Origin of the sequence: Streptococcus sp. GMD3S, from assembly GCF_000298695.2 — a bacterium.
Taxonomy (GTDB): Bacteria; Bacillota; Bacilli; order Lactobacillales; family Streptococcaceae; genus Streptococcus.
Map to the genome: position 1 here is coordinate 143420 of NZ_AJRC02000002.1, position 22194 is coordinate 165613.

Consider the following 22194-nt stretch of genomic DNA (forward strand, 5'->3'; position numbering starts at 1 on the left):
TGAGAAGATGTTTTCTAGCAAATATAAACCCGAGTAAAAAATGCCTACGGACAGGCAGGGTTGAATGCCGAAGCGTGGTTGAAAAGCCACATTATTGATAGGGTTAAAAGCCTACTTTTATAAGTTGATGTTAGGACACTTGTCCTAATTCATAAATTTTAGTGTGGTGAAAGCACACGTCATCTTGTGAAACGATCAATAAAGTACGTAATATTTGCTACTAGAGAGTTAGGAAACATCAGGAACAGACATACTCAACAGAAACCAAAATACACACGTCAGAAGATTGCAGAGCAGGTGAAAACCTGCTCTTTTTTCATAAGTCAACCTTTAGTCGCCTTTATCTTCTTGAGGTGCTAAAAATACGGTAAAGGAGTATGTCTTGAAGAAGTTAGATCAAAACCAAGCCCCAATTTACGAGGCTTTGGTCAAACTACGCAAGAAAAGGATTGTCCCCTTTGATGTGCCAGGTCACAAGCGTGGACGAGGAAATCCAGAACTTGTCGAACTGTTAGGAGAAAAATGTGTTGGCATTGATGTCAATTCTATGAAACCCTTGGATAATCTTGGTCATCCCATTTCGATTATTCGGGATGCGGAGGAATTAGCTGCGGATGCTTTTGGTGCAGCCCATGCCTTTCTCATGATTGGGGGAACAACCTCATCAGTTCAGACCATGATTCTTTCCACCTGTAAGGCAGGAGATAAGATTATTCTGCCACGTAATGTTCACAAATCTGCTATCAATGCGCTGGTTCTATGTGGTGCCATTCCCATCTATATCGAGATGAGTGTGGATCCTAAAATCGGTATCGCTTTAGGTCTTGAAAATGACCGTGTTGCACAGGCCATTAAGGAACATCCAGATGCTAAAGCTATCCTAATCAACAATCCTACTTACTATGGGATTTGTTCAGACCTCAAGGGTTTAACGGAAATGGCTCACGAAGCTGGCATGATGGTTTTAGTGGATGAAGCCCATGGAGCGCATTTGCATTTTACAGATAAATTGCCGCTGTCTGCTATGGATGCTGGCGCTGATATGGCGGCGGTCTCTATGCATAAGTCTGGTGGGAGTTTGACCCAGAGCTCCATCCTTCTTATCGGGGAGCAGATGAATCCTGAGTACGTTCGTCAGATCATTAACCTGACCCAGTCTACATCTGCCTCTTACCTACTTATGTCTAGTTTGGATATTTCTCGTCGCAACTTAGCCCTTCGTGGCAAAGAGTCTTTTGAGAAAGTCATTGAACTATCTGAGTATGCTCGTCGTGAAATCAATGCTATCGGTGGTTATTATGCCTACTCAAAAGAGCTCATAGACGGTGTGTCTGTTTGTGATTTTGACGTGACCAAGCTGTCCGTTTACACTCAGGGTATTGGCTTAACAGGTATCGAAGTTTATGACCTCCTGCGAGACGAATACGACATTCAGATCGAATTTGGTGATATTGGGAATATCTTAGCTTATATTTCGATTGGTGACCGCATCCAAGACATCGAACGTTTGGTCGGTGCTTTGGCGGATATCAAGAGACTCTACTCAAGAGATGGAAAAGATTTGATTGCTGGAGAATATATCCAGCCCGAGTTAGTGCTGTCTCCTCAGGAAGCCTTTTATTCAGAGAGAAGAAGTTTCACCTTGGATGAATCTGTTGGACATGTCTGTGGGGAATTTGTCATGTGCTATCCTCCAGGCATCCCAATCCTAGCACCAGGTGAACGCATTATACGAGAAATTGTAGACTATATCCAATTTGCCAAAGAACGTGGTTGTTCCCTCCAAGGAACGGAAGATCCAGAGGTCAATCACATCAACGTCATTAAGAGAAAGGAGAACTAGATGGATCTATGGTTTTCTGAAGTTCATACTCCAGATGTTAAATTGTCCTTGAGAACTGCAAAGCAACTCTATGCTGGAAAAAGTGAATGGCAGGATATCGAAGTATTAGATACGCCAGCTTTTGGAAAGATATTGATCTTAAATGGGCATGTCTTGTTTTCAGATGCAGATGATTTTGTTTACAATGAAATGACCGTTCACGTTCCCATGGCTGTCCACCCAAATCCAAAGAAAGTCTTGGTTATTGGGGGTGGTGACGGTGGTGTTGCCCAAGTATTAACCCTCTATCCTGAACTGGAGCAAATCGATATTGTGGAACCAGATGAGATGTTGGTTGAGGTCTGTCGTGAGTATTTCCCAGACTTTGCTGCAGGGCTAGATGATCCTCGTGTTACCATTTACTACCAAAATGGGCTACGCTTTTTGAGAAACTGTGAGGATGATTACGATATCATTATTAACGATGCGACGGATCCATTTGGACATACGGAAGGGCTCTTTACCAAGGAATTTTACGGGAACAGTTACAGAGCCTTGAAAGAAGACGGCATCATGATCTATCAGCATGGGAGTCCCTTCTTTGACGAGGATGAGTCAGCTTGCCGAAGCATGCACCGCAAGGTCAATCAAGCCTTTCCAATCAGCCGGGTTTATCAGGCACATATCCCAACCAGTCCTGCAGGCTATTGGTTGTTTGGATTTGCATCGAAAAAATATCACCCTGTTAAAGATTTTGACAAGGAAGGCTGGAAAAAACGCCAGCTTTTCACAGAATACTACACTGCAAACTTACACGTGGGAGCCTTTATGTTGCCCAAGTATGTTGAGGACATTTTAGAAGAAGAGGAAGGAAAAAAATGAGTCGCTTATTAGTTATTGGATGTGGGGGTGTTGCCCAAGTTGCTATTTCAAAGATTTGCCAAGATAGCGAAACCTTTACAGAGATTATGATTGCTAGCCGCACCAAGTCGAAATGTGATGACTTGAAGGCTAAATTAGAAGGGAAAACAAGTACAAAGATTGAAACAGCTGCTCTTGACGCTGACAAGGTTGAAGAAGTGATTGTTTTGATTGAAAGCTACAAACCAGAAGCTGTTTTGAACGTAGCTCTGCCTTATCAAGATTTGACCATTATGGATGCTTGCTTGGCAACAGGTGTCCACTATATCGATACCGCCAACTACGAGGCAGAGGATACAGAAGATCCTGAGTGGCGCGCTATCTATGAGAAACGTTGTAAGGAACTTGGTTTTACAGCCTACTTTGACTACTCGTGGCAGTGGGCTTATCAGGAGAAATTTAAAGAAGCGGGCTTAACTGCTCTTCTCGGTTCTGGTTTCGACCCAGGTGTGACCAGTGTCTTTTCAGCTTATGCTCTCAAACACTATTTTGATGAAATCCACTATATCGACATTCTAGACTGTAATGGTGGTGACCACGGTTATCCATTTGCGACAAACTTTAACCCAGAAATCAATCTCCGTGAGGTTTCTGCGCCAGGTTCTTACTGGGAAGATGGAAAATGGGTCGAAGTCGAAGCCATGTCAATCAAGCGTGAGTACGATTTCCCTCAGGTTGGACAAAAAGACATGTATCTCCTTCACCACGAAGAAATTGAATCATTGGCCAAAAACATTCCTGGAGTCAAACGGATTCGTTTCTTTATGACTTTTGGCCAATCTTATCTAACGCATATGAAATGCTTGGAAAACGTTGGTCTTCTTCGTACGGATGCTATTAACTTTAATGGACAAGACATTGTGCCAATCCAATTTTTGAAAGCCTTGCTTCCAGATCCAGCCAGCCTTGGTCCACGCACAGTTGGTAAAACCAATATCGGTTGTATCTTTACAGGTGTAAAAGATGGTGTTGAAAAGACCATCTACATCTACAATGTTTGCGACCATCAGGAATGTTACGCCGAAGTTGGTTCACAAGCAATTTCTTACACCACTGGAGTTCCAGCTATGATTGGGACAAAATTAGTGATGAATGGTACTTGGAAACAACCTGGAGTCTATAACCTTGAAGAATTGGATCCAGATCCATTCATGGAAGCTTTGAATGAGTATGGATTACCTTGGGTTGTGGTTGAAAACCCGCAAATGGTGGACTAATGAAGTTAGAACAAGTACCCACACCAGCTTATGTCATTGACTTGGCCAAGTTAGAAGCAAACTGTCGCATTCTAAAATATGTACAAGAAGAAGCTGGATGCAAAGTTTTACTTGCCCAAAAGGCTTATTCCCTCTATAAAACCTATCCCTTGATTAGCCAGTATCTATCTGGTACGACGGCTAGTGGACTTTATGAAGCTAAGCTGGCTAGAGAAGAGTTTCCGGGGGAAGTCCATGTCTTTGCTCCAGCTTTCAAGGATGCAGACTTGGAGGAATTGCTGGAAATAACGGACCATATCGTCTTCAACTCAGAGAGACAGTTGCGTAAACATGGACCTCGTTGCCGAGAGGCTGGTATCAGTGTCGGTTTGCGCCTCAACCCTCAATGTTCTACCCAAGGTGATCACGCGCTCTATGACCCTTGTGCTCCGGGATCTCGGTTTGGAGTTAGCCTAGACAAGATACCGAGTGATTTGTTGGATTTAGTGGACGGACTTCATTTTCATACTCTTTGTGAGCAAGGTTCAGATGATTTAGAGACAACTTTGAAAGCAGTAGAAGCGCAGTTTGGACCCTATTTGTATCAAGTTAAATGGCTCAATATGGGTGGTGGACACCACATCACCAGAGAAGACTACGATGTGGATTTGCTGATTTCAGAAATCAAGCGTATCCGAGAAACTTACAATCTTGAAGTCTATATCGAGCCGGGTGAAGCTATTGCGCTCAATGCGGGTTCTCTAGCAACTGAAGTATTGGACATTGTCGAAAACGGTATGGATATTTTGGTTTTAGATGCCTCTGCGACCTGCCATATGCCAGATGTACTTGAAATGCCCTATCGTCCACCTCTGAGAAATGGATTTGAACCGCAGGAAAAAGCCCATACCTATAGACTTTCTTCTAATACCTGCCTGACGGGTGATGTGATTGGTGATTATAGTTTTGAAAATCCAGTCCAAATCGGTGATAGACTTTACTTTGAAGACATGGCTATTTACTCCTTTGTCAAAAATAATACCTTTAATGGTATTGGCTTGCCAAGTCTCTATCTCATGGACGAGCAGGGAGACTGCAGCTTAGTCAAAGCCTTCGGTTATCAAGACTTTAAAGGGAGGTTATCATGATGGACAGTCCAAAGAAATTAGGCTATCGTATGCCAGCAGAGTATGAACCCCATCATGGCACCCTCATGATATGGCCGACTCGACCAGGTTCATGGCCTTTTCAAGGAAAGGCTGCAAAAAAAGCATTTAGCCAAATTATCAAGACCATAGCAGAAGGGGAAAGAGTCTATCTTTTGGTGGAGCAGGACCATCTATCTGAAGCCCAATCCTATCTTGGAGAAAAGGTTGTTTATTTAGATATTCCTACTAATGATGCCTGGGCGCGTGATACGGGGCCGACTATTCTTGTCAATGATAAAAGAGAAAGATTGGCAGTCGATTGGTCTTTTAATGCCTGGGGTGGTGCTGTCGATGGTCTTTATCAAGATTATGAAGAGGATAACCAAGTAGCCAGTCGTTTTGCAGAAGTTTTAGAGATACCTGTTTATGATGCCAAACCTTTTGTACTGGAAGGCGGCGCGATCCATAGCGATGGTCAAGGGACCATTCTTGTGACTGAAAGCTGCTTACTCAGTCCTGGACGCAATCCCCACCTGTCTAAAGAGCAAATTGAAAACACCTTATTAGAGAGCCTTGGCGCTGAAAAAGTTATTTGGCTTCCTTATGGTATTTATCAGGACGAAACCAATGAACACGTTGACAATGTTGCAGCCTTTGTTGGTCCTGCAGAACTTGTTTTAGCTTGGACAGACGACAAAAGCGATCCTCAGTATGCCGTGTCTGCAGCTGATCTTGTGCTTTTAGAAAAAGAAACAGATGCAAAAGGGCGTACCTTCACCATTCATAAATTGCCAATCCCAGCGCTTCATCAAGTTGTAACCGAAGAGGATTTGTCAGGCTACATCTATGAAGAAGGGGAAGAAGAGCGTTATGCAGGTGAACGTCTTGCAGCTTCCTATGTCAATTTCTATATTGCAAACAAGTCTGTCTTAGTGCCCCAGTTTGAGGATGTAAACGACCAAGTGGCCCTAGATATCCTCAGCAAGTGTTTCCCAGACCGTAAGGTCGTAGGAATTCCAGCCAGAGATATTCTCTTAGGTGGTGGCAATATTCACTGTATCACCCAACAAATCCCAGAATAGGAGAAAAAGATGAGAAATGTAAAAGTTGCAGCGATCCAGATGCAATGCGCCAAGGATGTGGCGACAAATATCCAAACAGCGGAACGTCTAGTACGTCAAGCTGCAGAACAAGGCGCACAAATTATTCTCTTGCCCGAGTTGTTTGAACGTCCCTATTTCTGTCAGGAACGCCAGTATGACTACTACCAGCATGCTCAGTCGGTGACAGAAAATACAGCCATTCAGCATTTTAAAACCATTGCCAAGGAGCTAAAGGTCGTTTTACCCATCAGTTTCTACGAGAAAGATGGCAATGTCTTGTATAACTCAATCGCCGTCATTGATGCTGATGGAGAAGTGCTGGGCGTTTATCGGAAGACCCACATACCAGATGATCATTATTATCAAGAAAAATTTTACTTTACGCCTGGTAACACTGGTTTCAAGGTCTGGGATACTCGCTATGCTAAGATTGGGATTGGCATCTGTTGGGATCAATGGTTTCCTGAAACGGCGCGCTGTCTTGCGTTGAATGGGGCAGAATTGCTCTTTTACCCAACCGCTATCGGTTCAGAGCCTATCTTAGATACGGATAGTTGCGGTCACTGGCAACGTACCATGCAAGGGCACGCAGCAGCAAATATTGTCCCAGTCATTGCAGCCAATCGTTACGGTTTGGAAGAAGTCACTCCTAGTGAGGAAAATGGCGGACAGAGTTCTAGTCTTGACTTCTACGGTTCCTCCTTTATGACGGATGAAACAGGAGCTATTCTAGAGAGAGCTGAAAGACAAGGAGAAGCTGTTCTGTTAGCAACTTATGACCTTGATAAGGGAGCAAGCGAGCGCCTAAATTGGGGACTGTTTCGTGATAGAAGACCCGAAATGTACCAACGAATTACGGACTAGAAGGTAAATTTCATAATAAACATTTAATATTCATGCCTGTCTTACAAAAATGTAAGATAGGCTTTTTAAATGTAAGATAGGTGTACGATTATACGCGGAAATGTATGCTATACTCTATGTAGATAAAAAAGAAAGAGGTTTATTATGAAAAAATGGAATGCGACACAGTTGAAGTATCTGATGGCGGCAGTAATGGTTCTGGACCATATCCCTCATATCACCGGGATCGTTTCTCCTTTGTGGGAAGGTATCTTTCACGCCTTGACCCGTTGTGTGGGAGTTTGGTTTGCGTATATGGCTATGGAAGGTTTTATCTATACTCGAAACTTGAAAAACTACCTCATCCGTCTCTGGTCTTGGGCGCTGATCATGTTTGCTGGAAATAGCCTTCTCAATACTCTGTTTGCCTCTAAGGGTGTAATGGTTACTAATAATATTTTCTTGACTTTGGCCATCGGTGTCACCATGCTTTGGATTGGTTTTCCCAGAAAAGAGTTGGATAAAAAGGAGAAGTTGTGGCGTCGTATTGGGCTTGCTGGGCTCTTGATTTTCGGGTGTCTTTTTACCGAGGGTGGCATCACCATGCTACCATTTCTCTTGATTAGTTACTCTTGTCGAAATCGCAAGGGCTTGCGAAATCTCCTCTATGCCTTTCTGTGGGCCTTCTTGTTAGTGACTTCCATCCAAATTTACGACACTTGGCACCAAACACTGGAAATGATGCTTTACAATTCTGACTGGCTCTTTATCACCGTATTTCCTTTTATGGCTTTGTATAATGGACAGCGAGGAAAAGAAACTAGTTGGAGTAAATATTTCTTTTATATTTTCTACCCAGCTCATCTATGGATTATAACTTTGATTGCTTATTTGCTTAAGTAGATTCAATATCCATTAGCTCCTTCTTGCTTAAAATGCGAGAGGAGCTTTTCTGTATCTGGAATTCCCAACAAAACATGTTATAATAGTTTTAGAAAGGACGAGGTTTATGGCGAGCATACTTGTAATTGAAGATAATAATGAAATCCAGGAAATCTTAAGAACCCTTCTTGCAGAGGAACACGAGGTGATTCAAGCATTTTCTGGGACAGAAGGTATCATGCAATTTGACAAAGGTGGCATTGATCTCGTTTTGCTAGATATCATGCTCCCTGGGAAAAATGGCGACCAAGTCTTGCAAGCTATTCGACAAACTAGTCAGACTCCGGTCATCATGCTTACTGCTTTAGGTGATAAAAAGCTCATCAGCCAATATCTACTAGACGGTGCCAATGATTATGTGGTAAAACCTTTTGATTTGGACGAAGTCTTTGCCAGAGTCACCGTGCAATTACGCCAAAGTGGTGAACATCAGTCAGGAGATCGAAGAGAAATTGATAACTTCGTACAAAGCTTTAAAAATATCCAGTTCGATGCGGATAGTTTTGAAATAAGTAACGCAACTGAAACCATTCGCCTTGCAAAGAAAGAGTGTCAGATTCTCCAAATGTTGCTCCAGTACCCTAAAAAGATCTTCACCAAGGAAGAACTCTATGAATTGATTTGGGAAGAAAGTTACCTGCCTGGAGACAATACGCTCAACACCCATCTAAGCAATCTCCGTAAAAAACTGCATCAACTGGATCCAAATCACGAGTACATCGAAACCGTTTGGGGAGTTGGTGTTCGATTAAAAGGAGATAAGTAATGATTTACATTTTGATATCTATATTGCTCCTCATTAACATCATTTTGGCGATTTCTTTGATTCGCTATCATATAGCAATTAGAGATTTAAGCAGACAAATCGAAGAAAAGATTCGCTCTGGTAGCATGAAGAGGATCGGTGTAAATTTCTTTTCAAAGACCATTTTGCGTCTACATAACCAAATTGAGAATCTATTTCAAGAAGTGGAGCAAAACCAGCTAATCATGAAGCGTGAAAAACGCACCCTAGATATGGCAATCAGTAACATTGCTCATGATATTCGGACACCTTTAACAATCGCTTCAGGATACACTCAGCAACTAATAAAACACCCCGATAATAGTTCAGAAACCTTAAATAAAATAGCCCATCATCAGGATTTGGTTTCCAAACGGTTGGAGGCTCTCCTCGAATACCGTCATTTGATGGAAGGCGCAGTCAAACCGAAACTGGAAGAACCTGATTTATCAACTTTTATAACGAAAAAGACTTTAGCTTATTACGACGTTTTTCAATCTTCACATATTGTTCTTGATTTTAACGTTGAACCAGGATTGAAAACGACGACTGATGAGGACTTGCTTGATCGAATTATACAAAACCTCCTTGGAAATGTTCTCAAGCACGGCAAGGAGAAGGCTCGACTTTCCTTGAAAAAGGAAGAAAATAGACTTGTTTTGGAAATTGATAATCTAGTCAAAAAACCTATCAAGAATATAGACAATCTCAGCAATCGTTTTTATTCTGAAAATATGTCAGATACCGAAGAATCCTCTGGTTTAGGTCTCTATATTACTGAGGAATTAGTTCATCTTCTTGGAGCGGATATGAAGCTAGCCACTGATGGAGAATGGTTTTCAGTCTTTATTTATCTTTAACAGAAGAAACCTCCTCTATATCCTAGAGGAGGTCCTTTTTATAAGCTTTTCTTCTTGAAAATAATCAGTCCACTGAAAGAGAAGAAAAGTATGACTGTTACGCAAACCGTGATGGTATAGAGAATAGCTTGACTATTAGTGGTCATAGCATAGGCAAAATCTAGAATTAAATATCTAAGAATTTCAATGTCTGGGAAAACAAGAATTGGAATAGAAAGGACGATAGAGCTAATCAGATAACCAATAAATACGGCAAGATAAGAATGAGTTAGGTAGAGAATAAAGGAGACAATCGAAAGCCAAGCGAGAAGGCATAGAAATTGAAGGGAAATCGTCAAGAGGAGATTAGTAACAAAACCATCAGGTATTGTACCAAGTCCATTTAGTAGAGTCGCGGGAATAAAGGCAATCACAAGACTTGTGATGAGTTGTAAGAGAGCGATACTTGCTAGTACAAAGAATTTAGCAAGGAAAAATTCTGTACGAGAAACACCAACTGTCAAACTATTTTTATAAAGCTTGCCGATTAGATCGACCCCAAGAACTAAACACACTAGAATAATACAGAGGAAAACGAGGTTTGAGCCGTTATTTGACGCGTTGATTAGAGCTTCTATCCCATTCCAACCATGGGTAGGAAGCTCAGGTGGTGCTGCTTGAACTGACATTAGATGCCCTGTAGCGCCAATAGTAGCACCCAGTAACATAAGTACAAAGAGAATGAATTCTGTAATCCAGAATCCTTTGGAGCGGAAAAGACGGTAAAAATCTGCTTGAATGGTATGTATCATGATTTTTCTCCTATTCTACCAATTGGGTGAAGTATTCTTCTAGGTTTTGACGGGCAAAGTAAATCTCATCAATAGCAACATCGGACAAAGTTAGTTGCTTGAGAATCTGTTTAACATCTTGTTCATTACCAAAGATATGGATTTCATTTTCAGGGTTTACAACCTTAAACTGGAGCTGGATTTGTTCTTTCAATACCTGACAAGCTCTTTCTTTATCACTTGTTTTAAGCACAATATAATCCTCACTCAGTGTTTCAAATTCAGCTTTACTGATTTCACGGATAATCTTACCTTGATCCAGAATACCAAAGCGATTAGCTAAGAGATAGAGTTCTGACAAGATATGACTAGAGATGAGTATAGTTATGCCTTTTTCTTGATTGAGTCGCTGGATCATGAGACGAAATTCTTTGATTCCAATCGGATCGAGACCATTAATAGGTTCATCAAGAATCAGGAAGTCGGGTTTTGTTAGGAGGGCAATGGCGATACCAAGTCTTTGTTTCATTCCTAGTGAGAAATCACGAAAGACTTTTTTACCTGTATCTGACAAGCCAACATAGTCCAAGGTCTCCTGAATCACCTTATCAGCATTTGGAATATGACGTATCATACAATAATATTTAAGGTTTTGATAAGCTGTCAAGTGATTGTGAGCTACAGGTGATTCGATAACTGAACCTACTCGAGATAAGGCCTTGGTCCACTCATTTTGTTCTTGGCTAGAGAAGAGGGAAACTGTACCTTTGTCCGCAAACAATAATTGAGTAATTATTTTGATAAGAGTAGTTTTACCTGCTCCGTTTTTTCCAATTAGACCATAAATATCTCCCTCTTTTATGGTTAGACTAAGATCTTGAAGAATAGCTTGGTTAGCAAATTGTTTGGTCAGTCCATGAATTTCGAGTACTGTTTTCATGATTTTCTCCTTTTGATTTATTTTTCTAACTTTAGTATAAGGTATAGAAATCAAAGAAACATCAAGTAATTCTAAAGAGTTTCTAAAGTTTTGTAATTCTTAAAAGAAACAAAACCCAGTTGATATGAACTGGGCTTTTTTTACTATAAAATATACTTCTCAATGGCACGCGCAACGCCGTCTTCTTCGTTGCTGGCTGTAACGTCATTAGCAAGGGATTTGACATGGTCGCTGGCATTTCCCATTGCAATGCCAAGTCCTGCAAACTGAAGCATTTCGATATCGTTATTGGCATCGCCCATGGCCATAATTTCTGAGGGCTCGATCTTCAAAATCGCTGCTAGTCGAGAAAGAGCAGTAGCCTTTGTCGTTCCAAGTGGCATGGCTTCATAAATGACAGGCTGTGAACGAACTCCGCTAAATCGTTGGCAGAGTTCCTCAGCAAACCGTTGCTCAAAATCGTCTGTTTGCTCTTTGGTTCCTAAAAACATACCTTGGAACATTCGATATTTGCCACTGGTCGCCTCCTCAAGGGAGATTTCAGTCAGGTCTGAAAAGACTAGCTTGGCATCATTTTGAACGATTTGATTGGGCTTGCCACCGAGGACAAAATAATGTTCCTCATCAAAAAGAGTTAACTGGACGTCGCTTTTTTCAGCTAGGTCATAGAGGTATTCGATGTCAGCTGGACTGAGTTCTTGCCAGTCCACTAGACTCCAGTCACTGGTCTGGTGGGTTGAACAACCGTTATTGACAATAACATACTCATTCTGAAGGTCCAGTCCTAGTTTTTTATAGTAGGGAAGGACACCGAAAAGCGGGCGACCTGTACAGAGAACCAGTTTGACACCTTTTTCAATGGCTTGGTGAATGGCAGTGATGTGGGCTTGCGGGATTTCCTTAGCTTCATTGAGGAGGGTTCCGTCCATATCCAAGGCTAGTAGTTTAATCATAAGACTTCCTTTTCTAGGTGTTTTGCTTTTATTATAGCATATAGACTATGAAATGTCTGACAGAATTGTAACATTTGACTTTCCTTTTCTTGAAAAACAAAATAAATTCATTTATAATATGTATACTTAATATTTAAGGAGAAATAATGTCAAAGTATCAATTTAATTCAATTTATAAAAACGATGAAACAGAGTCTACAGGTCTTCTGTTCATCAAAGTCTACAACAAGTGGGAAAGCAACTTAAAAAGAGTTTTGAAATCAGTTGGTCTTACTCTGCCTCAATTTATCGTTTTGACTTCGCTTTTGTTTCTGTCTAATAGAGAGGAATATGTAACGCAAGTTGATATCGCTCGGTTCACTGGTATGGATGTCATGACGGTTTCCCAGATTGTTAGGCTACTGGAGAAGAAGGACTACATTAAACGCGATCAACATCCAAAGGATAGTCGGGCAAAACTGGTCTCAGTGACGAAGTCTGGCGCAGAGAAGGTCAATCAAGCTTTACCTTTAGTAGAAGGGGTTGATGAAGAATTTTTTGAAAAACTATCTAACGATAGAGAAGTTTTTAATCGTTTGTTAGTAGAGTTGGAGGATAAAAATGCCTAGATATTGGGTTGGAGTTGTTTCAAAGAACCATGTTTTAAGAGGAGTTGAAGGGAATTTTTGCCAGGTCTGTCATGGAAAGGGCGGCCCCTTAAACCGTATGAAAAAAGGTGACTATTTTTTATACTATAGTCCAAAATACGATATGAACGGTCAAGATAAGTTACAGGCTTTTGTGGCCGTAGGTAAAATTACAGATGACAAAGCCTATCAAGTAGAGCAGTTCGAAGGATTCTTTCCCTTTAGACGAAATGTCGAGTATTATCAACCAGTCAAAGATTGCTCCATAGAAATAGCTAGACAACATCCTGAATGGAAAGACTATACTTCTCGACTTCGTTATGGACATTTTGAAGTTTCCAAAGACTTTTTCCTCTATATCTTTCAGCATATGAAAGTGGATGATGAAGGATGATTGATTTGCTAATTAAATGATTGTCAACTAGAATTTTGGATTTGGACTGTGAAGCGAACTTTGCTATAATAGAGTAAGAAACTTTGATAAACCAAACGAGGCAGAGATGAAATTACTTTATACTGATATTCGGACTTCTTTGACAGATATTTTAACCAGAGAGGCAGAAGAGCTAGTTGCTGCTGGCAAGCGGGTCTTCTACATCGCCCCCAACTCTCTTTCATTTGAAAAAGAACGCGCCGTGCTGGAATGCTTGTCCCAGCAGGCTTCTTTTGCGATTACCGTCACGCGTTTCACTCAAATGGCTCGTTACCTAATCTTGAATGATTTACCAGCTAATACCAGTCTGGATGATATCGGGCTTGGGATGGCTTTTTATAAGTGTCTTGCGGAACTCGATTCCAAGGACTTACGTGTTTATGGTGCGATTAAGCAGGATCCTCAATTTATCCAGCAGTTGATTGAACTTTATCATGAGATGACGACTGCTCAGATGAGCTTTTTGGACTTAGAAAGTTTGACGGATGAGGACAAGAGAGCAGATTTACTCTTGATTTTTGAGAAAGTAACAGCCTATCTCAATCAAGGTCAGTTGGCTCAGGGAAGTCAGTTGTCCCATTTGATTGAGGCTATTGAGAATGGCAAGGTAAGTAGTGATTTCAGTCAGATTGCCTTGGTTATTGATGGATTTACTCGTTTTTCTGCCGAGGAAGAGCGTGTAGTGGATCTACTTCATCGAAAAGGTGCCGAGATTGTTATTGGGGCCTGTGCAAGCAAGAAAGCCTATACCAGTCCGTTCTCTGAAGGGAATCTCTACCAAGCCAGTGTGGAATTTCTTCATCATTTGGGGGCAAAATACCAAACGCCTGCTCAGGATCGTTCTCAGATACATGAGAAGATGGATTGTTTTGACAAGGCCTCTCGTTTGCTGGAGTCTTCTTATGACTTTTCAGAACTCGCTTTAGATGTTGATGAGAAGGACCGTGAAAACCTGCAAATCTGGTCTTGTTTGATGCAAAAAGAGGAGTTGGAGCTGGTAGCTCGCGCTATTCGTCAGAAATTACATGACAATCCAGATCTGAGTTACAAGAATTTCCGTATTCTGCTGGGGGATGTGTCTTCTTACCAGTTATCACTGAAAACCATTTTTGACCAGTACCAGATTCCTTTCTATCTTGGTAGAAGTGAATCCATGGCTCACCACCCTTTGACTCAGTATGTCGAATCTATTTTGCGTTTGAAACGTTACCGTTTCCGTCAGGAAGATTTGATTAATCTCCTCAGAACTGGTCTGTATACTGACCTTAGCCAAGCGGATATTGATGCTTTCGAGCAATATCTCCGCTATCTTGGTATCAATGGCTTGCCAGCTTTTCAGCAGACCTTTACCAAATCCCACCATGGAAAATTTGATTTAGAGCGTTTAAATTCTCTTCGTCTGCGCGTTTTGGCGCCACTTGAAACCTTATTTGCCAGTCGAAAACAAAAGGCTGAAAATCTCTTGCAAAAGTGGAATACTTTTCTAAAAAATGCTGCTTTAAGCAAGCAGATGCAAGAATTGACAGCTACTATGGAAACACTAGAACAGGAAAGACAAGCCGAAGTTTGGAAAGCCTTCTGCCATGTTTTAGAACAATTTGCGACCGTTTTTTCCGGTTCACAAGTTAGTCTAGAGGACTTCCTGTCCTTGCTTCATTCTGGGATGAGTTTGTCCCAGTATCGCACCATTCCAGCAACTGTTGATACTGTTCTGGTGCAGAGTTACGATCTGATTGCCCCTCTGACCGCTGACTTTGTCTACGCCATTGGGCTGACTCAGGATTATTTACCCAAAATTGCGCAAAACACCAGTCTGTTAACAGACGAAGAAAGACAAAGCCTAAACCAAGCAACTGAGGAGGGAGTGCAATTACTGATTGCAAGTAGCGAAAATCTCAAGAAAAATCGCTATACCATGCTTTCTTTAGTCAATGCTGCTCGTAAGCAGTTGGTGTTGTCAGCTCCAAGTCTCCTCAATGAAAATGAGAGCAAGGAATCGGCCTATCTTCAGGAACTGGTGAGTTTTGGATTTAGCCGAATAGAGAAGAAGATTCATCAAAAAAGTCTGTCTAAGGATGATATGGGTTCTTATCACAGTCTTTTGTCTAGTCTGGTTGCCTATCACCAGCAGGCAGGTTCAAGTGAAAATGAAAAAGATGTCACCTTTGTCAAGGTTTTGGCTCGTGTCATGGGGAAAAAACTAGATCAAAAAGGTCTTACAAATCCTGCACTCCCAACTAGTCCAAGCAGCAAGCCATTAGAGAAAGAGACCTTGCAGGCTCTCTACCCTGCTGACAAGGAGTTTTACCTGTCTACTTCTGGTTTGACAGAATTTTACCGCAATGAATACAGTTATTTCCTCCGTTATGTCTTAGGTTTGCAGGAAGAATTGCGCCTGCGTCCAGATGCTCGCAGTCACGGGAATTTCTTGCACCGTATTTTTGAACGTGCCTTGAAACTACCTGCTGAAAATTCCTTTGATCAGCGTTTGGAGCAAGCTATCAAGGAAACCAGCCAAGAACGCGAATTTGAAGCTATTTATCAGGAAAGTTTGGAAGCCCAGTTTACCAAGGAAGTTCTACTTGATGTCGCGCGAACTACGGGCCACATCCTTCGTCATAATCCAGCTATCGAAACCATTCAAGAGGAGGCAACATTTGGTGGTAAAGATCAAGCCTTTATTCAATTGGATAATGGTCGCAGTGTCCATGTGCGAGGCAAGGTTGACCGTATTGACCGCCTGAAAGCTGATGGAGCGCTAGGAGTGGTGGACTATAAGTCTAGTTTGACCCAATTCCAGTTTCCTCATTTCTTTAATGGGCTTAATTCCCAACTGCCTACCTATCTTGCTGCCCTAAAAAGAGAAGGGGAGCAGAACTTTTTCGGTGCCATGTACTTGGAAATGGCTGAGCCTGTCCAATCTTTATTAGCTGTTAAAAGTCTGGCAGGAGCAGTAGCAGAAGTCAGCAAGTCTATGAAATACCAGGGACTCTTTTTAGAGAAAGAAAGCAGTCACTTGGGCGAATTTTACAACAAAAACAAGGCTAATCAGCTGACAGACGAGGAATTCCAGCTCTTATTGGACTACAATGCCCATCTTTACAAGAAGGCAGCTGAGAAGATTTTACAAGGTCAGTTCGCCATCAATCCATACACAGAGAATGGCAGAAGTATTGCCCCATACGTTCAACAACATCAGGCTATTACTGGCTTTGAAGCAAACTACCATCTAGGTCAAGCTCGTTTTCTAGAGAAGTTAGAGCTAGCTGATGGCAAACGACTGGTCGGAGAAAAACTCAAGCAAGCTTGGTTTGAAAAAATGAGAGAGGAGTTGAATCGATGAAGCCTATTTCCTTTTTAACTGAGGAAGAAATTAAAAAATTGCAAGAAGCAGAAGCGAGTTCGAGCAAGGAACAAAAGAAAACTGCCGAGCAAATCGAAGCCATTTATACCGAAGGGCAAAATATCCTTGTTTCAGCCTCTGCTGGTTCAGGGAAGACCTTTGTTATGGCCGAGCGCATTTTGGATCAATTGGCGCGAGGTGTGGAAATCAGCCAACTCTTTATCTCGACCTTTACCGTCAAGGCTGCTACTGAACTCAAGGAACGTTTGGAGAAAAAAATCAGCCAACAAATCCAAGAAACCGATGATCTCGATCTCAAACAACACTTGGGACGTCAATTGGCAGATCTACCAAACGCTGCCATCGGAACCATGGACTCTTTCACACAAAAATTCCTTGGCAAGCATGGTTATCTGATTGATATCGCACCGAATTTCCGTATTCTACAAAATGAAAGTGAACAGTTACTCTTAAAGAACGAAGTTTTTCATCAAGTTTTTGAAGAGCATTATCAAGGTGAGAATAAAGAGAAATTTAGTAGTTTGGTGAAGAACTTTGCTGGGCGTGGCAAGGATGAACGTGGTCTGCGCCAACAAGTCTACAAAATCTATGACTTTTTACAATCCACCAGCAGTCCCCAAAAATGGCTGAGCGACTCTTTTCTCAAAGGGTTTGAAGAAGCTGACTTTGCAATTGAAAAAGACAAACTGACCGAGCAAATCAAGCAGGCGCTTTGGGATTTGGAAAGCTTCTTCCGTTATCATCTGGATAACGATGCCAAGGAGTTTCCAAAAGCTGCCTATTTAGAAGCTGTGCAAGATGTTTTGGATGAAATTGGCTCCTTAAATCACGAGTCCGATAGTCAGACTTATCAAAAAGTTCTTTCACGTGTTGTCGCTATCTCGAAGGAGAAAAATGGTCGGGCTCTTGCTAACTCTAGTCGAAAGGCTGATTTGAAGCCACTTGCAGATGCTTATAACGAGGAGAGAAAATCCCAGTTTGCAAAACTTGGACAACTAGCAGACCAGATAACGATTCTCGACTATCAAGAACGTTTTCATGAAGACACCTGGGAGTTAGCTAAAACTTTTCAAAACTTTATGAGCGATTTTGTGGAGGCTTATCGTGAACGTAAACGCCAGGAAAATGCCTTTGAATTTGCTGATATTAGCCATTACACCATTGAAATTTTAGAGAATTTCCCACAAATTCGTGAGGCATATCAGGAACGTTTCCATGAAGTCATGGTCGATGAGTATCAGGATACCAACCACATTCAAGAACGAATGCTGGAATTGTTATCTAATGGTCAAAATCGCTTTATGGTGGGGGATATCAAGCAGTCCATCTACCGTTTCCGTCAGGCAGACCCGCAGATTTTCAATGAAAAATTCCAAAGCTATGCGCATAATCCTAAAGAGGGGAAGTTGATACTCCTCAAGGAAAATTTCCGTAGCAGTTCAGAAGTGCTATCAGCAACCAATGATGTTTTTGGACGCCTTATGGACCAAGAGGTCGGCGAAATCAACTATGATAGCATGCACCAGCTTGTTTTTGCCAATACCAAACTAACTCCCAATCTAGACAACAAGGCAGAATTTCTCCTCTACGATAAGGACGATAGTGGGCAAGAGGAGGAAGAAAGTGATGCAGACACGAAACTCACAGGAGAAATGCGCTTAGTCATCAAGGAAATCCTAAAGCTCCATCAAGAGAATGGTGTAGCCTTTAAGGAAATTGCTCTTTTGACTTCCAGTCGCAGTCGTAATGATCAGATACTCCTCGCTCTGTCAGAGTATGGAATTCCTGTGAAAACAGACGGAGAGCAGAATAATTACCTCCAATCCCTAGAAGTGCAAGTCATGTTGGATACCCTTCGTGTCATCCACAATCCTCTCCAAGACTATGCCTTGGTTGCCCTTATGAAGTCTCCAATGTTTAGCTTCGATGAGGACGAGCTGGCACGTTTGTCCCTTCAAAAAGCAGCTGATAAAGTACAAGAGAATCTTTATGAGAAACTGCTTCATGCTCAAAAACAAACAGCTGAGCAGAAAGAGTTAATTCACAAACCTTTAGAGGAAAAACTAAATCAATTCATGGATATTTTGGATTCTTGGCGCTTATATGCCAAAACCAACTCCCTTTATGACCTGATTTGGAAGATATACAACGATCGTTTTTACTATGATTATGTCGGAGCTTTGCCTAACGGTCCTGCCAAACAAGCCAATCTCTATGCTTTAGCTTTGAGAGCAGACCAGTTTGAAAAGAGTAATTTCAAGGGCTTGTCTCGTTTTATTCGTATGATTGACCAGGTTTTGGAAGCACAGCATGATCTTGCAAGTGTAGCCGTCGCACCGCCTAAAGATGCAGTGGAACTCATGACCATTCACAAGAGTAAAGGTTTGGAGTTTCCTTATGTCTTTATCCTCAACATGGATCAGGACTTCAATAAGCAAGACTCGATGTCAGACGTTATTCTCAGTCGTAAAAATGGGCTTGGTGTCAAATACATTGCCAAGGTGGAAACAGGAGCAGTAGAAGCCCACTATCCGAAAACCATTAAACTCTCCATTCCTAGCCTCACTTATACGCAAAATGAAGAAGAGCTACAACTGGCTAGCTATTCTGAGCAAATGCGTCTACTGTATGTTGCTATGACACGGGCTGAGAAAAAGCTCTATCTTGTCGGTAAGGGCTCTCGTGAAAAGCTAGAAGCCAAGGAGTATCCAAGATCTGAAAACGGAAAACTCGATAAACATACCAGACTTCAAGCCAAGAATTTCCAAGATTGGATCTGGGCGATCACTAAAGTATTTGCCAAAGACCATCTCAACTTTAGCTATCGTTTTGTTGGTGAAGACCAGCTGACCAGAGAAGCTATCGGAGAATTGGAAAACAAGAGCCCTCTACAAGATAGTTCTCAAGCAGACAATCGCCAGTCAGAAACTATCAAAGAAGCTCTGGAAATGCTAAAAGAAGTAGAAGTCTATAATACTCTTCACCGTGCGGCTATTGAACTTCCTAGCGTCCAAACTCCTAGCCAAATCAAGAAATTCTACGAACCAGTAATGGATATGGAAGGGGTACAAATTGCTAACCAAACCAAATCAACAGAGAAGCAAATCAGCTTCGATTTACCAGATTTTTCAACTAAAGAAAAGGTAACTGGAGCTGAGATTGGTAGTGCCACTCACGAACTCATGCAGAGAATTGACCTTAGTCAGCGACCAACACTTGCTAGCCTGAAAGATACTCTCAAACAAGTTCAGACTAGTCCAGCTGTAAGAGACAAGATCAATCTTTCTAAAATTCTCGCCTTCTTTGAAACACCACTTGGTCAGGAAATTCTCGCTAATACCGGCCATCTCTATCGCGAGCAACCTTTTTCTATGCTCAAGCGGGACCAGAAGAGTCAAGAAGACTTCGTTGTCCGTGGGATCTTGGATGGCTATCTGCTTTATGAGGATCGCATCGTTCTTTTTGACTACAAGACTGACCGTTATGATCAACCAAGTCAACTCATAGACCGCTACCGTGGTCAGTTAGCCCTATACGGAGAGGCCTTATCTCGAGCCTATTCGATTGAAAATATTGAAAAATACTTGATTTTACTCGGCAAAGACGATGTTCAAGTTTTAAAAGTATAATCTAGAAAGGAGACCTCATGCCACTTCCAGTTAGAAAATCCTTGCACGATGCGGTTTTACAGGCTTCAAAAGCCGATACTTGGGATCAAGCTACCAAGGAATGGAATGAAGTTTCCTTGATTTTTAATGGCATTGGCCGTAGTAATTGTGTCTGCGGGAACGCCATAAAATACACCTACGAACTCTTTAACGGAGTTACAGGCCAACGTCTCTTCCCTATAGGAAGCGACTGTGTTCGCCATTTTCATCGTATTAGCCTCGATCAGCAACTGGAAGAGGAAGAAAGACTACTCAGAAAAGTTGAAAACCTAACCAGAAAGGCCCAGAAAAAGGAAAAAATCAATATCAATAAAAGCGATTTTGACGAAAAACTTCTAAAATGGTTTTGGGAAAAAGGTATTTTCAAAGCCAATCGTGGCAATCAATTCGCACCTGAGAGAGACTATCAGATCTTCCTAGAAGTCTTTCAAGGTGGAAGTTGGACCAAGGCAGAGCCAAAAAAGAAGGCTCGTCTGGAAGAAGTCCTTGAAAAGTGCATCAAACCCTTTCTATTTGGTAAGTCTGATGACCACCTATACCTTATCAAGCTAGGTAAGGAGAAAATAGATTACGAGCAGCATTTACGGATTCAGGCAGAGAAGGAACGCAAGAAAAGAGATAAAATCGCCAAGCAATACGCTGACAACCTCATTCTTGCCATGGGTCCTGCAGAACGAGCCTATCAAGATTACTTTGGCTTTACAGAATCCTTGACCCAAGAAGAACGAAAGTGGGAGAAAATCCTCTTTGGTAAGAATAGAGACGAACGGGCTATCAAGGCTAAACAAAACCAAAAGGAGTTGGAAAAGGATCAGCGAATTGCAAATCAAGATCCTATTGAACGAAAGCAGAAGCAGACTTGGCTTCTCAATTCCTATTTTCGGGATTTGCCTGATGAAAAATCCAGATTTTCTCGGCTCCTATTAGAATATCGAAAAAGTGGAGAAGTACGCTTTTCAGATGATTACTTATCTAAGCATCTCATCGACTTTTTTTACAAGATGAAGGCCTTTGAGTTTGAAATTGCACCAGAACAAGTCCGCGATTTTCTAAAAGAATGCCTTCAAGCAGAGCATCTATCATCAGCACAAGAAAGCTGGACTAGAGGGATTCTCTTCAATTGTCTTCATCCGTTTTTAGATAGGTTACTCATATAGAATAAATCCTACCTTGTCTATGCATGGTAGGATTTAAGTATCTCCAAAGATGTACTGGTAAAGTTGGACGACTTTCTGAAAACATTGTGTGTCCATTCTTGTTATTTTTTGAGCATTACGCATCCGAAAATCAAAGGTATACAGTTGAAATGGATTGACAGCGCCATCTACCTTGTCCGACGAGACAGGAACGAGCAAGCCTTTTTCTGCCAAGCGTTGTTGGCCATGAGTGATGGGACAGACAGCCACAAAACCAGTTTGCAAGGCATATTCTCTCCTAGAAACTACCAAGGCAGGTCGCCGTTTCTGGATTTCTCGACCGACTGATGGATCAAAGTCCAGCCAAATGATATCCTGCTTTTCAGGAATATAGTCAGATTTCGCTATCAAGTGACCTTACCCCTTCAAAATCATTTGTCATTCTCAAATCAGTAATCCCATCAAAAGGATCTTTCAACTTTGGAGCTAAGACAATGACTCCGTCAATCCCTTTGTAGACAACCATTTCTTGACCTTCTGTCATCCCCAAATTTTTAGGAATAGTCACAGTGAGCGAATTCCCCACCTTCCGAGTCTTTACTATATTCATCGCTCTACCTCCACGAAATTGTATACACCAAGTATATACCTGTTGGCAAAAAAAGTCAAGTAAATCCTGACTGGT

At 41.6% G+C, this 22194-nt stretch carries 19 protein-coding genes; 14 read left to right on the top strand and 5 right to left on the bottom strand.

The genetic code is table 11. From position 1 onward, the window contains the following. Positions 1 to 382 precede the first annotated feature (382 nt). From GMD3S_RS0201695 to GMD3S_RS0201735, 9 genes are all read left to right on the top strand, one after another. On the top strand, positions 383 to 1843 hold the full coding sequence (locus GMD3S_RS0201695; RefSeq protein WP_000732146.1) for an aminotransferase class I/II-fold pyridoxal phosphate-dependent enzyme: 1461 nt from the start codon (positions 383 to 385) through the stop codon (positions 1841 to 1843). After that, positions 1844 to 2704: a polyamine aminopropyltransferase gene (speE, locus tag GMD3S_RS0201700; protein ID WP_000366713.1), complete on the top strand. Its 861-nt coding sequence runs from the start codon at positions 1844 to 1846 to the stop codon at positions 2702 to 2704. Beyond that, a complete protein-coding gene (locus GMD3S_RS0201705) occupies positions 2701 to 3960 on the top strand; it encodes a saccharopine dehydrogenase family protein (RefSeq protein WP_000088786.1) in 1260 nt (419 codons plus the stop codon). The genes speE and GMD3S_RS0201705 overlap by 4 nt, the downstream gene beginning before the upstream one ends. Beyond that, positions 3960 to 5087, top strand: a complete 1128-nt coding sequence (gene nspC, locus GMD3S_RS0201710; protein ID WP_000764344.1) for a carboxynorspermidine decarboxylase — start codon at positions 3960 to 3962, stop codon at positions 5085 to 5087. Before GMD3S_RS0201705 ends, nspC begins: the two co-directional genes overlap by 1 nt. After that, a complete protein-coding gene (gene aguA / locus GMD3S_RS0201715) occupies positions 5084 to 6169 on the top strand; it encodes an agmatine deiminase (protein WP_000969475.1) in 1086 nt (361 codons plus the stop codon). The genes nspC and aguA overlap by 4 nt, the downstream gene beginning before the upstream one ends. Before the next feature lie 9 nt (positions 6170 to 6178). Further along, positions 6179 to 7054, top strand: coding sequence for an N-carbamoylputrescine amidase (aguB, locus tag GMD3S_RS0201720; protein WP_001246712.1), 876 nt, complete (start codon positions 6179 to 6181; stop codon positions 7052 to 7054). A 144-nt stretch (positions 7055 to 7198) separates the two neighbouring features. Beyond that, entirely contained in the window at positions 7199 to 7936 is a 738-nt protein-coding gene (locus tag GMD3S_RS0201725; protein ID WP_000759211.1) for a TraX family protein, read from the top strand. Between the two features lie 106 nt (positions 7937 to 8042). Then, positions 8043 to 8741 (top strand): response regulator transcription factor, encoded by a 699-nt coding sequence (locus tag GMD3S_RS0201730; RefSeq protein WP_000146576.1) that lies wholly within the window; start codon positions 8043 to 8045, stop codon positions 8739 to 8741. Then, a complete protein-coding gene (locus GMD3S_RS0201735) occupies positions 8741 to 9619 on the top strand; it encodes a sensor histidine kinase (RefSeq protein ID WP_000639366.1) in 879 nt (292 codons plus the stop codon). The genes GMD3S_RS0201730 and GMD3S_RS0201735 overlap by 1 nt, the downstream gene beginning before the upstream one ends. 38 nt (positions 9620 to 9657) lie before the next feature. On the opposite strand, the gene GMD3S_RS0201740 is transcribed toward GMD3S_RS0201735, so the two are convergent. The 3 genes from GMD3S_RS0201740 to GMD3S_RS0201750 form a co-directional block, all read right to left on the bottom strand. Next, complete coding sequence (locus GMD3S_RS0201740; protein WP_000581970.1) at positions 9658 to 10410, bottom strand: ABC transporter permease; 753 nt, start codon at positions 10408 to 10410, stop codon at positions 9658 to 9660. Between the two features lie 10 nt (positions 10411 to 10420). Next, positions 10421 to 11329: an ATP-binding cassette domain-containing protein gene (locus GMD3S_RS0201745; protein ID WP_000859671.1), complete on the bottom strand. Its 909-nt coding sequence runs from the start codon at positions 11327 to 11329 to the stop codon at positions 10421 to 10423. Positions 11330 to 11472: 143 nt separating this feature from the next. Next, positions 11473 to 12282: a Cof-type HAD-IIB family hydrolase gene (locus tag GMD3S_RS0201750; RefSeq protein ID WP_000593598.1), complete on the bottom strand. Its 810-nt coding sequence runs from the start codon at positions 12280 to 12282 to the stop codon at positions 11473 to 11475. 146 nt (positions 12283 to 12428) lie between these two features. Here GMD3S_RS0201750 and GMD3S_RS0201755 point away from each other — a divergent pair, with 146 nt between their 5' ends. The 5 genes from GMD3S_RS0201755 to GMD3S_RS0201775 all read left to right on the top strand — a co-directional run bounded on the left by GMD3S_RS0201755 (position 12429) and on the right by GMD3S_RS0201775 (position 21530). Then, on the top strand, positions 12429 to 12890 hold the full coding sequence (locus GMD3S_RS0201755) for a MarR family winged helix-turn-helix transcriptional regulator (protein ID WP_000049864.1): 462 nt from the start codon (positions 12429 to 12431) through the stop codon (positions 12888 to 12890). Beyond that, a complete protein-coding gene (locus GMD3S_RS0201760; protein ID WP_001138486.1) occupies positions 12883 to 13302 on the top strand; it encodes an EVE domain-containing protein in 420 nt (139 codons plus the stop codon). The genes GMD3S_RS0201755 and GMD3S_RS0201760 overlap by 8 nt, the downstream gene beginning before the upstream one ends. Positions 13303 to 13408: 106 nt before the next feature. Then, on the top strand, positions 13409 to 16684 hold the full coding sequence (gene rexB, locus GMD3S_RS0201765; RefSeq protein ID WP_000772312.1) for an ATP-dependent nuclease subunit B: 3276 nt from the start codon (positions 13409 to 13411) through the stop codon (positions 16682 to 16684). Next, positions 16681 to 20334 (top strand): helicase-exonuclease AddAB subunit AddA, encoded by a 3654-nt coding sequence (gene addA / locus GMD3S_RS0201770; RefSeq protein WP_000802716.1) that lies wholly within the window; start codon positions 16681 to 16683, stop codon positions 20332 to 20334. The genes rexB and addA overlap by 4 nt, the downstream gene beginning before the upstream one ends. A 17-nt stretch (positions 20335 to 20351) precedes the next feature. Beyond that, complete coding sequence (locus GMD3S_RS0201775) at positions 20352 to 21530, top strand: hypothetical protein (RefSeq protein ID WP_001130899.1); 1179 nt, start codon at positions 20352 to 20354, stop codon at positions 21528 to 21530. A gap of 33 nt (positions 21531 to 21563) precedes the next feature. Here GMD3S_RS0201775 and GMD3S_RS0201780 read toward each other — a convergent pair whose 3' ends face one another. Both GMD3S_RS0201780 and mazE read right to left on the bottom strand, forming a co-directional pair. After that, entirely contained in the window at positions 21564 to 21920 is a 357-nt protein-coding gene (locus GMD3S_RS0201780; protein ID WP_000560798.1) for a type II toxin-antitoxin system PemK/MazF family toxin, read from the bottom strand. Then, complete coding sequence (mazE, locus tag GMD3S_RS0201785; RefSeq protein WP_001028395.1) at positions 21904 to 22119, bottom strand: type II toxin-antitoxin system PemI/MazE family antitoxin; 216 nt, start codon at positions 22117 to 22119, stop codon at positions 21904 to 21906. Before mazE ends, GMD3S_RS0201780 begins: the two co-directional genes overlap by 17 nt. Between the last annotated feature and the right edge of the window lie 75 nt (positions 22120 to 22194).